This window comes from Streptomyces sp. HUAS 31 (assembly GCF_028198125.1).
Classification (GTDB): Bacteria; Actinomycetota; Actinomycetes; order Streptomycetales; family Streptomycetaceae; genus Streptomyces; species Streptomyces chartreusis.
Map to the genome: position 1 here is coordinate 5,536,454 of NZ_CP116353.1, position 14,437 is coordinate 5,550,890.

The 14,437-nt window shown below is 71.8% G+C and carries 16 protein-coding genes; 9 read left to right on the forward strand and 7 right to left on the reverse strand.

Features of this window, described 5'->3' with window-relative positions; translation table 11 throughout:
- Positions 1-6 precede the first annotated feature (6 nt).
- Positions 7-1,143, forward strand: coding sequence for a sugar ABC transporter substrate-binding protein (locus tag PGH47_RS24770; RefSeq protein ID WP_271665274.1), 1,137 nt, complete (start codon positions 7-9; stop codon positions 1,141-1,143).
- Here the strand turns inward: PGH47_RS24770 and PGH47_RS24775 are convergent, their stop codons facing one another.
- A complete protein-coding gene (locus PGH47_RS24775; RefSeq protein WP_271665275.1) occupies positions 1,144-2,034 on the reverse strand; it encodes a LysR family transcriptional regulator in 891 nt (296 codons plus the stop codon).
- 279 nt (positions 2,035-2,313) lie between these two features.
- On the opposite strand from PGH47_RS24775, the gene kstD reads away from it, so the two are divergent.
- Positions 2,314-4,086 carry a 3-oxosteroid 1-dehydrogenase gene (gene kstD, locus PGH47_RS24780; protein WP_271665276.1) on the forward strand — a complete coding sequence of 591 codons (1,773 nt, stop codon included), beginning with the start codon at positions 2,314-2,316 and terminating at the stop codon, positions 4,084-4,086.
- A gap of 15 nt (positions 4,087-4,101) precedes the next feature.
- On the opposite strand, the gene PGH47_RS24785 is transcribed toward kstD, so the two are convergent.
- From PGH47_RS24785 to PGH47_RS24800, 4 genes are all read right to left on the reverse strand, one after another.
- Positions 4,102-4,749 carry a class I SAM-dependent DNA methyltransferase gene (locus PGH47_RS24785; RefSeq protein WP_271665277.1) on the reverse strand — a complete coding sequence of 216 codons (648 nt, stop codon included), beginning with the start codon at positions 4,747-4,749 and terminating at the stop codon, positions 4,102-4,104.
- Between the two features lie 128 nt (positions 4,750-4,877).
- A complete protein-coding gene (locus PGH47_RS24790; protein ID WP_271665278.1) occupies positions 4,878-5,126 on the reverse strand; it encodes a hypothetical protein in 249 nt (82 codons plus the stop codon).
- 25 nt (positions 5,127-5,151) lie between these two features.
- A complete protein-coding gene (locus tag PGH47_RS24795) occupies positions 5,152-5,466 on the reverse strand; it encodes an AzlD domain-containing protein (protein ID WP_271665279.1) in 315 nt (104 codons plus the stop codon).
- Positions 5,463-6,149 carry an AzlC family ABC transporter permease gene (locus PGH47_RS24800; RefSeq protein ID WP_271665280.1) on the reverse strand — a complete coding sequence of 229 codons (687 nt, stop codon included), beginning with the start codon at positions 6,147-6,149 and terminating at the stop codon, positions 5,463-5,465. The genes PGH47_RS24795 and PGH47_RS24800 overlap by 4 nt, the downstream gene beginning before the upstream one ends.
- An 82-nt stretch (positions 6,150-6,231) precedes the next feature.
- Here PGH47_RS24800 and PGH47_RS24805 point away from each other — a divergent pair, with 82 nt between their 5' ends.
- On the forward strand, positions 6,232-6,780 hold the full coding sequence (locus tag PGH47_RS24805) for a helix-turn-helix domain-containing protein (RefSeq protein ID WP_150500494.1): 549 nt from the start codon (positions 6,232-6,234) through the stop codon (positions 6,778-6,780).
- A 94-nt stretch (positions 6,781-6,874) separates the two neighbouring features.
- Here PGH47_RS24805 and PGH47_RS24810 read toward each other — a convergent pair whose 3' ends face one another.
- Complete coding sequence (locus PGH47_RS24810; protein ID WP_003992177.1) at positions 6,875-7,078, reverse strand: cold-shock protein; 204 nt, start codon at positions 7,076-7,078, stop codon at positions 6,875-6,877.
- A gap of 357 nt (positions 7,079-7,435) precedes the next feature.
- Here PGH47_RS24810 and PGH47_RS24815 point away from each other — a divergent pair, with 357 nt between their 5' ends.
- From PGH47_RS24815 to PGH47_RS24835, 5 genes are all read left to right on the forward strand, one after another.
- The gene (locus tag PGH47_RS24815; protein WP_030958190.1) at positions 7,436-8,284 is read left to right on the forward strand and encodes a menaquinone biosynthetic enzyme MqnA/MqnD family protein; all 849 of its coding nucleotides are present in this window, start codon (positions 7,436-7,438) and stop codon (positions 8,282-8,284) included.
- A gap of 60 nt (positions 8,285-8,344) precedes the next feature.
- On the forward strand, positions 8,345-10,108 hold the full coding sequence (locus PGH47_RS24820; RefSeq protein WP_271665281.1) for a serine/threonine-protein kinase: 1,764 nt from the start codon (positions 8,345-8,347) through the stop codon (positions 10,106-10,108).
- 19 nt (positions 10,109-10,127) lie between these two features.
- A complete protein-coding gene (locus tag PGH47_RS24825; protein WP_376052340.1) occupies positions 10,128-10,853 on the forward strand; it encodes a prepilin peptidase in 726 nt (241 codons plus the stop codon).
- 92 nt (positions 10,854-10,945) lie between these two features.
- The gene (gene mqnC / locus PGH47_RS24830) at positions 10,946-12,145 is read left to right on the forward strand and encodes a cyclic dehypoxanthinyl futalosine synthase (RefSeq protein ID WP_271665283.1); all 1,200 of its coding nucleotides are present in this window, start codon (positions 10,946-10,948) and stop codon (positions 12,143-12,145) included.
- Between the two features lie 7 nt (positions 12,146-12,152).
- Positions 12,153-12,758: a hypothetical protein gene (locus PGH47_RS24835; protein ID WP_271665284.1), complete on the forward strand. Its 606-nt coding sequence runs from the start codon at positions 12,153-12,155 to the stop codon at positions 12,756-12,758.
- A 78-nt stretch (positions 12,759-12,836) separates the two neighbouring features.
- On the opposite strand, the gene PGH47_RS24840 is transcribed toward PGH47_RS24835, so the two are convergent.
- Positions 12,837-13,862, reverse strand: coding sequence for a chitinase (locus PGH47_RS24840; RefSeq protein ID WP_271665285.1), 1,026 nt, complete (start codon positions 13,860-13,862; stop codon positions 12,837-12,839).
- A 225-nt stretch (positions 13,863-14,087) separates the two neighbouring features.
- Between PGH47_RS24840 and PGH47_RS24845 the strand changes: the two genes are divergently transcribed.
- Positions 14,088-14,420, forward strand: coding sequence for a hypothetical protein (locus PGH47_RS24845; protein ID WP_333938103.1), 333 nt, complete (start codon positions 14,088-14,090; stop codon positions 14,418-14,420).
- Positions 14,421-14,437 lie beyond the last annotated feature (17 nt).

A 14,437-nucleotide genomic window follows, 5' to 3' on the forward strand; every position in this document is an offset into this window, starting at 1 on the left:
CCAGTAGTGAAAGCTCGCACGCCCCACACCTCCGCCGTACGCCGTATCGGCATAGCGCTCGTCGCCTCCGCCTCGGCGATGTCGCTCACCGCGTGCGGCGTCATCGACGGCATCGGGGGCGGTGACAGCTCGGCCTCGCCGGAGAAGGGTGACGACATCACGGTGGGGCTGCTGCTGCCCGACAAGGACACCGCACGCTTCGAGAAGTTCGACTACCCGCTCATCAAGAAGGAAGTCGGCAACCTCACCGACGACAAGGGCAAGGTCGTCTACGCCAACGCCGGGGCGAGCCCGGAGAAGCAGAGCGAGCAGTTCCAGCAGATGATCGACGACAAGGTCGACGTCGTCCTCGTGGACGCGGTGGACGCCAAGGCCATCGCCCCGCAGGTGCAGAAGTCGAAGGACGCGGGCATCCCCGTCATCGCCTACGACCGCCTCGCCGAGGGTCCCATCGACGCCTACGTCTCCCACGACAACGAACTCGTCGGCGAGGTGCAGGGACGATCCCTCGTCGAGGAACTCGGCGACAAGGCGGCGAGCAGCAAGGTCGTCATGATGAACGGCGACCCGGCCGACCCGAACACCGACCGCTTCAAGAAGGGCGCCCTCACGGAGCTCGACGGCGCGGTGAACATCGTCAAGAAGTACGACACCGAGAAGTGGTCGCCCGAAGCCGCCAAGGCCAACATGCAGAAGGCGATCGCCTCCGTCGGGGTCTCCGGCATCGGTGCCGTCTACTCCGCGAACGACGGCATGGCCGGGGCCGTGATCGACGCGCTCAAGGAGGCCGGCGCGAGCACGATCCCCCCGGTGACCGGGCAGGACGCGAACCTGGACGCGGTGCAGCGGATCGTCTCGGGCGAGCAGTTCATGACGGTGTACAAGCCCTTCCTGCTGGAGGCGACCAACGCCGCGAAGATGGCCGTGTACCGGGTGCAGGGCCGTGATCTGGAGTTCGACTCGCTGACCCAGGACTCGGTCGACAGCCCCACCCAGGACGACATCCCGGCCCAGCTGGTGACGGTGATCGCCCTGACGCAGGGCAACATCGAGGAGACGGTGGTCAAGGACGGCGTCTACACCGTCGACCAGATCTGCACCCCCGAGTACAAGGCGGACTGCGACCGGATCGGCCTGAAGTAGTCAGCCCCGGCGATAGCTCTCCACCAGGTCCGCGAACGCCCTGGCCGGCGGGCCGAGCGCGTCCCACCGGCGCACGGCCCAGCCCACGGGCAGCGGACGCAGCCCGGGCACCGGGATCAGCCGCAGGTCGCCGTCGCCGGGGACCGCCAGCCCCGGCAGGGCGGGCACGACCGCCCGCCCGACCCCCAGTTCGGCCAGCAGCAGCGCCGTGTCCCAGTCGGCGACGCTGGTGTCCTGCGCGAACCGGACGCCCAACTCTGCGCAGGCGGCGTCCAGATGAGCCGCCGACGCGGAGTTCGGCGGCAGCCGGATGAGCCGTACGTCCGCCATGTCGGCCCCGGCGTCGATGTACGGCCGTTCGGCCAGCGGGTCGTCGGCCCGTACCGCCAGCACCCACGGGAGCTCCACCACCGGCCGCTGCTCGATGCCGCGCACCGGCGGCCCGAGGGTGATCCAGGCCAGGTCGAGCGTGCCGTCGGCCAGCGCGTCGAAGCTGCCCCGCCCCGAACTGACCGTACGGAACTCCAGGTTGACCCGGGGATGCCGGCGCCGGTACGCGACCACCGCCTCCGACATGAAGTGCCGTACGGTCGTCGCCCCCGTCGCCACCCGCACGTACCCGCTCTCGCCGTCGAGCAGGTCCCGCAGCTGCCGTACCGCCAGATCCAGCCCGGATATCCCCTCCGCGGCCGCCGCCTCCAGCACCCGGCCCGCCTGTGTCGGCACCACTCCCCGGGGCTGGCGCTCCAGCAGCGCGACGCCGGTCTCCCGTTCCAGCCGCTTCACGTGCTGGCTCACGGCCGACTGGGTGCAGCCCAGCTCCCGTGCCACCGAGCTGAGACTCCCGGCCCGGCACACGGCCACGAACACCCGCAGGTCATCGAGGGTCATGACATCCAAGTCAATACTTGGGGCAGGCCACAAATCCCAAGGATTGACTGGGCTTTGCCCGATGGACGACGATCCTAGACGGGCCCGGGCGGCAACCCGCTCCTCGCCCCCGTCGGAGTCCGGACCATGGCGGGGGAGGGGGCGGGTGCCGACCCAACGCGAGCGACGGAGAGCTTCAACTCCGGCGCCTTGCGCTTGACTTCACAAGGCATCCGCGTCACATTCGCATTTCTGACACACCCTCAGAAATGCGGAGTCGTCCAGGCGGGAGCTGCCCCCATGACCACCAGCGCGCACCCTTCCCGAAGACACGTCCTCGCCGCCGGTGCCGCGGGCACGGCCACCACCGCCCTCGGGTTCACCGCGGCGTCCCAGCAGACCGCGCGGGCGGCCGACCTGCCGCTCCTCGGCACGTACGACGTCGTGGTCGTCGGCTCGGGCGCGGCCGGCATGACCGCCGCCCTCACCGCCGCGGGGCAGGGCCTGAGCTGTGTGGTGCTGGAGAAGGCGCCCACCTTCGGCGGGTCCGCGGCCCGGTCCGGTGCCGGGATCTGGATCCCCAACAACTCCGTGCTCCTGGCGGCGGGCGTGCCGGACACCCCCGCGAAGGCCGCCGCCTACCTCTCCGCCGTCGTCGGCCCGGACGTGCCCGAGGACCGGCAGCGGGCCTTCCTCGCCCACGGCCCGGCGATGCTCTCCCTCGTCATGGCCCGCAGCCCCCTGCGATTCCGCTGGATGGAGGGGTACAGCGACTACTACCCCGAGCTGCCCGGAGGGCTGCCGAACGGCCGCTCCATCGAACCCGACCAGCTCGACGGCAACCTCCTGGGCACCGAGCTGGCACGCCTGAACCCGCCGTACATGGACGTGCCCGCCGGCATGGTCGTCTTCAGCGCCGACTACAAGTGGCTGGCCCTGGCCGCGGTGAACGCCAAGGGCGCCGCCGTGGCCACACAGTGCCTGGCACGCGGTACGGCGGCCGCCCTGCGCGGGGAGAAGCCGCTGACCATGGGCCAGTCCCTGGCGGCCGGGCTGCGGCTCGGGCTCCGCTCGGCGGGAGTGCCCGTATGGCTCGGCACACCGCTGACCGACCTGTACGTCGAGGACGGCGCCGTGACCGGGGCGGTCGTCACCCGCGACGGCGGTCCGGGCCTGGTCCGCGCCCGGCGTGGTGTGATCGTCGGTTCGGGCGGCTTCGAGCACAACGCGGCGATGCGCGCGCAGTACCAGCGTCAGCCCATCGGCACGGACTGGACGGTCGGCGCGAAGGAGAACACCGGCGACGGCATCCGGGCCGGACACCGGCTGGGCGCCGCGCTCGGCCTCATGGACGACGCCTGGTGGGGCCCGGCGATCCCGGTCCCCGGCCAGCCGTACTTCTGCCTGGCCGAACGTACCCTCCCCGGCGGGCTGCTGGTCAACGCGGCGGGCGCCCGCTTCGTCAACGAGGCCGCCCCCTACAGCGACGTCGTCCACACCATGTACGACGTCCACGACACCAGCCCGGCCATCCCGTCCTGGCTGATCGTCGACCAGCACTACCGCAACCGCTACCTCTTCAAGGACGTCCTGCCGACCCTGCCCTTCCCGGCCGCCTGGTACGACTCGGGCGCCGCGCACAAGGCCTGGACGCTGGACGCGCTCGCCGCCTCGATCGGCGTCCCGGCGACGGCCCTGCGCACCACGGTGGACCGCTTCAACTCGCAGGCCCTGAGGGGGAAGGACCCCGACTTCCACCGGGGCGACAGCGCCTACGACCACTACTACACGGACCCGTCCGTGCTGCCCAACTCCTGTCTGGCGCCCCTCTGGCTGCCCCCGTACCACGCCTTCCGGATCGTCCCGGGCGACCTCGGCACCAAGGGCGGCCTCCTCACCGACGCCCGCGCCCGGGTGCTGCGGGAGGACGGCTCGGTCATCCGGGGTCTGTACGCGGCGGGCAACGCGAGCGCGGCCGTCATGGGGCACAGCTACGCGGGTGCGGGCTCGACGATCGGCCCGGCGATGACCTTCGGCTACATCGCCGCGAGGGACATCGCCGGGACCCTGTAACGGCGGCTACCCGGGCTATCCGGGCTTCCTGGCGATCAGGAACGCCTGCTGCGAGGTCTCGTCGAGCGCCGGGTCGGGCTCGCGGACGGTCCGGGAGACGAGGGCGAAGCCGGCCGCCGTCAGCAGCTCGGCGATGTGCTCGGGCCGCCGCCGCTGGAAGGTGAGCGCGACCGGGTGGCCGAAGGGCCGGTCGTGGTGGCGGTGTTCGTCGCCGGCCTGGAAGGCGACGAGCAGCGGCGCGCCCGGGGCCAGCACCCGGCGGAACTCGGCGAAGAGAGCGGGCAGTCGCTCCACGGGCGTGTGGATGGAGGAGTAGAAGGACAGCGCGCCGGCCAGCGTGCCGTCGGGCAGGTCGAGCTCCAGCATCGAGCCCTGCTCGAACCGCAGCTCCGGGTTCTCGCGGCGGGCGATCGCCAGCATCGACTCCGACAGGTCGACCCCGAACACGGGCAGCCCCAGCGCGGCGAGGCGCGCCGTCGTCCGGCCCGGCCCGCAGCCCAGGTCGGCCACCGGCCCGTCCCCGTCGACCAGTTCGGCGAACAGCGTCAGGATCGCCCGCTCCAGGGGCCTGTTCGCGAGCTCGTCCTGGAAGAGGACCGCGTAGTCCTCGGCGATGGCGTCGTAGAAGGTGCGTGTGGTGGCCAGAAAGTCGGAGTCGGTCATGGCGGGGGACCCTAGCGAACGGCACTGACAGGGCCGCCGGCCTCGGCGAACGACGCCGACACGGCCGGGTGCGCCGCCGGCCTCCGCGCGAGCCGCTGTCCTCGCCGGGATCCCGGCGGGCTCCGTCGCTACTCGCTGCCCCGCCCTGGCTGTTCGCCGTCGCCCCGAGTCCCGCCCGCCCCGATCGCGCTGCCGACGGCGACACCCAGGCACAGCCCCAGACCCAGCCCGAGCGCGAGGTTGTCGAAGACGATCAGCCCGAGGACCAGGCCGATGCCGGCGCCGAGGGCCAGCCCGATGGACAGGCCCGTCGCCGGTCTGTTGTCGGCGGGGGACCCGCCCTCTTCCCCGTGGTCGTTCTCGTCCTGGCCGGTCATCCGGCGATTTTCGCACGTGGGCGGCTCACGCCAGGCCCGCCGCCCGCAGCAGCGCCGCCGCCCCGGCCGCCCCCAGCACCACGACCGGGAACGGCGCCCGCCGCCACGCGAGGACGCCCCCGACCAGGACTCCGGCCGGCCGCGCCCACCCCGCGAAGCCGCCGCCCTCCGTCAGCGCCCCCGTCGCCAGCAGCGCCACCAGCAGCACCACCGCTGCGGCCGACAGCAACTCCTGTACCCAGTCCGGGAGTTCGACCCGTCCGTGCAGCGCGGGGCCCACGAGCCGGAAGGCGTACGTCCCCACCGCCAGCACCAGGATCACGGCGACCGTGGCGTTCACGCCGCCCCCTCCTTGCGGCCGTACCGGACCAGCCCCGCCAGGGCCAGCAGCACCGGCACCCCCGCGGGGACGGCCGGTGTCACGGCCAGCGCCAGTGCGGCGCCGAGCAGCGCACACCTGCGGATGCGGGCGTCCGTGCGCAGGGTGGGCAGGACCAGTGCCACCAGGACGGCCGGGAAGGCGGCGTCGAGGCCGTACCTCGCCGTGTCGCCGAGCGCGGTTCCGGCCAGCGCACCGGCCAGGACACCGATGTTCCAGGCGGCGAACAGACCGAGCCCGTTCACCCAGAACGCCGCCCTGCGCCGCACCGGATCGGGCTGGGCGAGCGTGAAGGCCACCGTCTCGTCGGTGACGAGGTGGGCGCCGAGGAAACGGGCGAACCGGCTCCGGCCGCCGAGGACGTCGGCGACGGCGAGGCTGAAGGCCGCCGTGCGCGTGTTCAGCAGCAGTCCGGTGGCCGCCGCGGCGAGCGGCCCGCCCCCGGCGAGCAGCACGCCCACCGCGCTGAACTGCGCCGACCCCGCGTACACGATCAGCGACATCGCCACCGGCACCCAGACCGGCAGCCCGCCGGCGACCGAGATCGCGCCGAAGGAGACGCCGACGACACCGCTCGCCAGCCAGACGAGCGCACTGTCGCGCACCAGAGGTGCCATCATCGGTGTTCGGAGTAGCGAACGCATGTTTCCCAGAATGAACAAGTGAACGGCCGTTCGTCAAGCCGAACGAACGTACCTGTAGAGCGAACGACGGGAAGTGAACCGGATGAGCGAGCCCCTCGCGTGGATCGCCGTCGCCCTGCGCCGCGAGCGCACCCGGGCCGGGCTGTCGCTGTCGGAGCTGGCCAAGCGGGCCGGGATCGCGAAGTCCACGCTGTCCCAGCTGGAGGCGGGCGGCGGAAACCCCAGCGTGGAGACGCTGTGGGCGCTGGGGGTCGCGCTCGGTGTGCCGTTCAGCGTGCTGGTCGAGCCGCCGGCGCCGGCCGTACAGGTGATCCGGGCGGGTGAAGGGCCCACGGTCGCCTCGGAGCGCGCGGACTTCGTGGCCACCCTGCTCTCTGCCAGCCCACCCGGCGCGCGCCGGGACATCTACCACCTGAGTGCGGAGCCGGGCCCGCCCCGGGAGTCGGACCCGCACATTCCGGGGACCGTGGAGCATCTGATCGTCAGTACCGGCCGGGTGAAGGCGGGTCCCCGGGGTGACGAGGCCGAGCTCGGTCCCGGCGACTACATGTCGTACCGCGGGGATGTGCCGCACTCCTACGGGGCGCTCGCGCCCGGGACGACGTTCGTGCTGGTCATGCAGCACATCTGAGCAAAAGGCAGGAGCCCCGTCGCCTTGCGGCGCGGGGCTCCTTGGGTACTGCTATCTGTTCCGGATCAAAGCACCAGGCTCCGAGACCGAATGATCAGACGGGGGTGACGTTCTCCGCCTGCGGGCCCTTCGGACCCTGGGTCACGTCGAAGGAGACCTGCTGGTTCTCCTCCAGCGAGCGGAAGCCGCTCGCGTTGATCGCGGAGTAGTGAACGAAGACGTCGGGGCCGCCGCCTTCCTGGGCGATGAAGCCAAAGCCCTTTTCGGCGTTGAACCACTTCACGGTTCCGGTAGCCATAAGCCCTCCTTGGGCCCAAAGGGTTGCCCTGCTCCAGAACCCTGCAAGTGTGAAAACAAAGTCCCGCACAACTGCATACGTCTGAAAACGACGAGAGCCCGCGGTTACATGCTCCGCAGGCTCTGTACTGCAAGGGAAACCAAACTGCAACTTGCGGCGAGCCTAGCACGCAGGCAGCCGAAAGCAATAGAGGCCAAGATCACGTCACTCGGACGTTTGAAGGCCCGTTTCATGTTGACGGGTCTGAAGCCCTACACGGTGACGGTGCGAATCCGACACTCGGGTGAAGGGAGGTTGTGACGAGGGTGTCACGACCCTGAAGGCTGCACGCTACCTCATGGGGTCTAGTCTCGCGATGTGGACAATTCTCGCACCCGGCCGCGCGTAGGCCACATCCAGTTCCTGAACTGCCTGCCCCTTTACTGGGGGCTCGCGAGAACGGGCACCCTGCTCGACTTCGAGCTCACCAAGGACACCCCCGAGAAGCTGAGCGAGCGGCTCGTGCGGGGAGACCTCGACATCGGCCCCATCACCCTGGTCGAGTTCCTGCGCAACGCCGACGACCTGGTCGCCTTTCCTGACATCGCCGTGGGCTGCGACGGCCCGGTGATGTCCTGCGTGATCGTCTCGCAGGTCCCGCTGGACGAACTGGACGGCGCCCGCGTCGCCCTCGGCTCGACCTCGCGCACCTCGGTCCGGCTGGCCCAGCTGCTGCTCGCCGAGCGCTACGGCGTCCAGCCCGACTACTACACCTGCCCGCCCGACCTCAGCCTGATGATGCAGGAGGCGGAGGCCGCCGTACTCATCGGGGACGCCGCGCTGCGGGCGAACCTGCTGGACGGGCCGCGCTACGGCCTCGAGGTGCACGACCTCGGCGCGCTGTGGAAGGAGTGGACCGGCCTGCCCTTCGTCTTCGCCGTCTGGGCCGCGCGCCGGGACTATCTGGAGCGCGAACCGGTCATCACCCGCCGGGTCCACGAGGCCTTCCTCGACTCCCGCAACCTCTCCCTGGAAGAGGTGAGCAAGGTCGCCGAGCAGGCGGCCCGCTGGGAGGCCTTCGACGAGCAGGTCCTGGAGCGGTACTTCACCACCCTCGATTTCCGGTTCGGCGGCCCGCAGCTGGCCGCGGTCGCGGAGTTCGCGCGAAGGGTGGGGCCGACCACCGGATTCCCGGCGGATGTGAAGGTGGATCTGCTCCAGCCGTAAAGCAGACGGTGATTCCGCACTAATCTGCTGACGGTTCCTACGGGGGAGGGATGGACGCGGATGCAGCCGCTCGGAGTTGACGAGCCCACGGTCGTCGGACCGTACCGGCTGCTCGGCCGGCTCGGTTCCGGCGGCATGGGGCGGGTGTACCTGGGACGCAGCGCGGGCGGCCGCACGGTCGCCGTCAAGATCGTGCACCCGCACTTCGCCCTCGACGAGGAGTTCCGCGCGCGCTTCCGCCGGGAGGTGGAGGCGGCCCGCCGGGTGGGCGGCGCGTGGACGGCACCAGTCCTGGACGCCGATCCGGAGGCGCCGGTGCCGTGGGTGGCCACGGCGTACGCGGCAGGCCCCTCGCTGACGTCCGCCATCGCGGACTCGGGCGCGCTGCCGCCCCATTCGGTACGGGCGCTCGGCGCGGGTCTCGCGGAGGCGCTGGCGGCGGTGCACGAACTGGGCCTGGTGCACCGGGACGTGAAGCCGTCGAACGTCCTGCTCACCCTGGACGGACCCCTGCTCATCGACTTCGGCATCGCCCGCGCCATGGACGGCACCGCGTCCCTGACGTCGACCGGCGTCTCGATCGGCTCCCCGGGCTACATGTCGCCCGAGCAGATCCTCGGCAAGGGGGCCACGGGAGCGGCGGACGTCTTCTCGCTGGGTGCCGTGCTGGCGTACGCGGCGACCGGGGAGCCGCCGTTCTCCGGGGACTCGTCGGCGGCACTCCTGTACAAGGTCGTCCACGAGGAGCCCGAACTCGACGCGCTGGACGGTGAGTTGCGGGAGCTGGTGGCGGCCTGCCTGGTGAAGGAGCCGGGCGCCCGGCCCGCACCCGGTGAGGTGGCCCGGCGGCTGGCTCCGCAGGGCGCTGCCCGTCTGGTCGCGGGCGGCTGGCTGCCGGGGCCGCTGGTGGAGCAGGTCAGCCGCGGTGCGGTGCGGCTGCTGAATCTGGAGGCGGGGGAGGACGTCTCGTCGGGGCCGGTGCGATTCGACCTGCCCTCGGTCGGGGCGGTGGAGACGACGGCCGGCGGTGAGGCGGCCGGGCGGGCGACGGTGGGCGAGTTCGGCCCGCCGCCGGTGATGGGGGGTCCTGCCACGCCGACGCCTACGCCCACGCCTTCTACGCCTTTCACGCCGATGTCCGCACCGCCCGTCGCCCCGCCCTCGTCACCCGCTGCCGTACCGGAACCGCGCGACGCGCCGCCCCCGCAGGACGCCGTCCCCGGCTCCGAGCGCCGGCCCGGCAAGCTCGCCGTCTCCGTCGCCGCGTCCTCGACGCCCGGGGAGGGCGGCCGTGGGCGGCGGATGAGCTGCACGGTGGCGCTGGCCGTCGCGGGCGCGCTGGCGGCCGTGACCGTGGGGTCGGTGTTCGTGTTCGAGCTGCTGCCCGGCGGGGAGAAGGACTCCGCGAGCGGGGACACCGGAGCCGCGTCGTCCCAGGCGCCCCAGGAGTCCGACGCCCCGGCGGGGAGCGCCGTGCCCGACCGATACCTCGGTACCTGGGAGGGCAAGGCCACCGTCCTGGACGGCGCCCTGCCCGCAGGCACCTTCCGGCTCACCGTGCACAAGGCCGACGTCGGCGACGAGGTGGGCACCCTCCGGCAGACCGACCTGCTCGGCGGTGCCTGCAACGACGTACTGACCCTGAAGAAGGCCTCGGCGAAGGAGCTCGTAGTGACGTCCGTGGGCCGCAAGTCGAACCACGGCGGCTGCAATCCGACCCCGCACACCGTCCGGATCACACCCTCCGGCGACGACCTCGTGTACCGGTCGGAGAGCGACGACGAGGGCAATCCCGAGGCACGCCTGTCGAAGGTCCAGCGGTGACGGGCCCCTGGGAGTGAGCGTGTTCGCCGTGGTCGTCGTCGCCGCGCTCTGGGGCCTGGCGGCGGGCCTCCTCCTGCCCCGGGCCGCCTACCGGTTCGCCGCGCCGGACGAGGAGGGGTGGCGGGAGCAGTGCCCCGGCGGGCATCCGATACCGGGGTGGCTCGGCCGGGCCCGGTGCGCGCGATGCGAGGCCGGCACCTCGTACGGCCCCGGCGCCGCCGCGCTCGCCACCGCCACCGCCCTGGTCTGCGCCGCCCTCGCCGCCGCCACCGGCACCCGCCCCGAACTGGGCGTCTGGCTGCTGCTGGCGCCGGTCGGCGTGCTGCTCACGGTGGTCGACCTCCGGGTACGGCGGCTGCCGAACCCGCTGACGCTCCCCCTCGCCGGGGCCACGCTCGGGCTGCTCGGCCTGGTCGCCCTCGTCCCCGAGCACGCGGGCGACTGGCCGACCGCGGTGTGGGGCGCGCTCGCGCTGGGCGCCGGGTACTACGCGCTGCACCTGATGAACCCCGCCGGCATGGGGTTCGGCGATGTGAAGCTCGCGCTCGGGGTCGGGGCGGCGCTCGGCTGGTACGGGTGGCCGACCGTGATGCTCGGTACGTTCGCCGGGTTCCTGTTCGGGGCGCTGTACGGCTGGGGGCTCGTCGCGCTGCGGCGGGCCGGGCGCGGGTCGGCGATCGCGTTCGGGCCTTTCCTGCTCGGCGGGGCCTTCGCGGGACTGCTGATGGGGGCCTACGCGGCCTGACGTCCGTCCCGTGAACGGCCTGGCGTAGGCTGGTTCGGTCCGCTGCCAACAAGGTGGATCCGTCCACAACCCTTGACGAAAGGGACGCCCCGGTGACCGAGAAGGCCGACCTTCAGTCCGTCCTCGACCGTGCCGCCGAGGGTGGGCGCATCACACCCGACGAGGCGCTGGACCTGTACCGCGACGCCCCGCTGCACGCGCTGGGCGCCGCCGCCGACGCCGTACGCCGCCGCCGGTACGCGGGCACCGAGCACATCGCGACGTACATCATCGAGCGCAACATCAACTACACGAACGTGTGCGTCACGGCGTGCAAGTTCTGTGCCTTCTACGCCGCCCCCAAGGACACCGCCAAGGGCTGGACCCGCGACCTGGACGACATCCTGCGGCGCTGCGCCGAGACCGTCGAACTCGGCGGCACCCAGATCATGTTCCAGGGCGGCCACCACCCGGACTTCGGCGTGGAGTACTACGAGAAGCACTTCGCGGCCATCAAGAAGGACTTCCCGCAGCTCGTCATCCACAGCCTGGGGGCGAGCGAGGTCGAGCACATGGCCCGGATCTCCGGGGTGTCGGTCGAGGAGGCCATCACCCGGATCCACGAGGCCGGACTCGACTCCTTCGCGGGCGCCGGCGCCGAACTGCTGCCCGCGCGGCCGCGCAAGGCCATCGCGCCGCTGAAGGAGAGCGGCGAGCGCTGGCTGGAGATCATGGAGATCGCGCACGGGCTGGGTGTGGAGTCCACGTCGACGATGCTGATGGGCACGGGCGAGACCAACGCCGAGCGGATCGAGCACCTGCGCATGATCCGTGACGTCCAGGACCGCACGGGCGGCTTCCGGGCCTTCATCCCGTACACCTACCAGCCCGAGAACAACCACCTGAAGGGCCGCACGCAGGCCACGCTCTTCGAGTACCTGCGGATGATCGCCATCGCGCGCCTCTTCATGGACAACATCCAGCACATCCAGGGCTCCTGGCTGACCACCGGCAAGGAGGTCGGGCAGCTGTCGCTGCACTACGGCGCGGACGACCTCGGCTCGATCATGCTGGAGGAGAACGTCGTCTCCTCCGCCGGCGCCAAGCACCGCTCCAACCGGATGGAGATCATCGACCTCATCCGCAAGGCGGGCCGCGTGCCGGCGCAGCGCGCCACGACGTACGAGCACCTCGTCGTGCACGACGACCCGGCGAACGACCCGGTCGACGAGCGGGTCATGTCCCACATCTCGTCCACCGCGATCGCCGGCGGCACGGCTCACCCCGAGCTGAAGATCCTCGCCTCCAACTGACGTACTCGTGCTGACGATCCACGCGGACTCCAGGGGGCGGGCGCTCGCCGTCAAGGGCGCGTGGATCGCCGGCGCCGGGCGGTTGGAGGACCTGGTCGCCGCCCATCCGGGGGCCCGGGTGCGGCAGTGGCCGGGCATCCTCACGCCCGGCCTGATCAACCTCCACGGCAACGAACTGCTGGAGGAGGCGTACCACCCCGATCCGCGCGAGGCCGACGAGCTGGGCACCGAGCCGCTGACCGGCGACGCGCTGGCGGCCCTCGCCATGGACGACACCCGCTGGGGCGCGAGCGCCCGGCGCGGGGTGCAGCGGATGCTGGCCCACGGCACGGTCCGCGCGGCCTGCGAGACACTGACCAACCGTGCGGTGCGCGACGCCGTGCACCGCTCGGGGCTGGCGGTCATGGGAAGGATCGGCCGCCCGGGCGGAACACCGGCCCTGGACCCGTACGCCTCCGGGCTCCCGGTGGAGTTCGCCGAGCCGAGGGAGCGCGACTCGGCGGCGCGGTTCGCCTTCTTCGACGTACGGGACGAGGCCGAGCTCGCGGAGCGGGGGGCGGGCACATGCGTGGCGACGGTGGTGGACGGCCGGCTGCTGTATCGGCGGCGCTGAAGGGCCTCCAGGGGCGCGGGGAACTGCGCGATCAGCCGCTGACCACCCGCGGCCCGCGTACGTCAGAGGCCCCCGGGCTCATCCCGAGAACGCCTCCGCGAACGCCCCGTCCTCCTGCTCCACCCCGCTGCAGTCGGTCAACTCGTCATCCCCGGATTCGGCACCGCACCGCTGATCCCGGAACGTCGCCCACATGGACACCCACCCGATCCCCTTTTCGTCGGCGAACTCCCGCACCTGCGCCGCGTCGTCGAGCGTGAAGGTCTCGTTGTCGACGTCATTCGTGCCGAGCATCGACGTCAACGCCATCGCCTTCCACGCGGTCGCGTCCGACGTACCGAAAATCTCCTTCAGCTGGGAATGCGTGGCCTTTGCGGACGCGAGAGCGTAGTCCCCCATGTCACCGTCGTACGACTCGCCGTAATTCATCGTCATGATGTTCACGGTGGAGACCTGGACGTCGTGCTCGTTCGCGGACTCCAGCAGCGCCACACCGTCGTCGTCCAGCCCGGACGGCATCACCGGCAGCGTGAAGGAGACCTCCAGGTCGCCGCGCTCCTTCTGGAGCAGCGCGATCGCCTCCGACCGCAGATCCACCGAGTCGGAGTCGGTCAACTGCTCGCCCTCGACGTCGAAGTCGGCCTGCGCGGAACCCGCCGCGTCCAGCGCCTTCCCGTACGCCCGCGCCAGCTCGGAGGCGCTGTCGCAACTCGCCGCCAGCTCCTTGCCGGAGGCCCCGCCGAAGGAGACGCGGACCGAGGCGCCGCCCCGAGTCAGCTTGGAGACACGGGACTTCACCGCCGCGTCGGTCAGGGCGGTGGTGCCGTTCCACTTCGGCGTGCAGTCGCTGCCGTCCGCGATGACGAAGGCAAGGTTGTACGTCGCCGGGGAGCCGGCGGAGTCGTTGGCTGAGGCCTCGGTGGCGCTGACGTATGGCGCGTACGACGTGCCCGACGCGGCGCTCCCGGAGGGCGACGCCCCGGCCCCCGACGGTGTCGGCGCCGCCGCGTCCGCCGTGCCGCCGGAGCCCGCGGAACACCCCGTGACGGCCAGTGCGAACACGCAGATGAGACAGGCGGCCGACTTCCCTCGGTACGTATGCATGCCGGCAAATCTCTCATCATTTTGAGGCCGTCGTCCAAATTCTCAGGCAAAGGACAGCCTCAGGCTTTTCTCATGGGCGCCTCACATAGAAAGAGAGCCGTGGGCACATAAAGGCTCCCTAACATCCGGGGAATGCATTCCGAGCCTGCCATCGAAAACCGCGCCGCCGAACGGCGTGCACGCGGTCGCCGCCGCAAACGCGGTAACGGGTCCGCAGAGGGGCCCGTGTTCGTTGACAACTCCGGACGCCGCTCCAAGCTGCTGCGGCGCCTCGGCCTCCTGCTCGGCGTCGCCTGTCTCGGCTACGCGGTGGTGCTGGGCATGGCCTTCATGGGCGTCGGCACCTCGCTGAGCCCGTCCCAGCTGCTGCCCTTCGCGAACGGTCAGGGCGCCCCTGGCGGCACGGGCCCGGGCACCGTCCCCCAGGGCGGCCGCGGCAACCCCGTCGCCCCGCCCAGCGGCGCCCCGACGGCGCCGCCCTCGGGCGCCCCCGCCCCGACCGCCGACGCGTCCGCGTCCGCCGCCCCCTCCGCGTCCGCCGACGCGTCCGCGAACTGACCCGGAGCGCAGCCCCA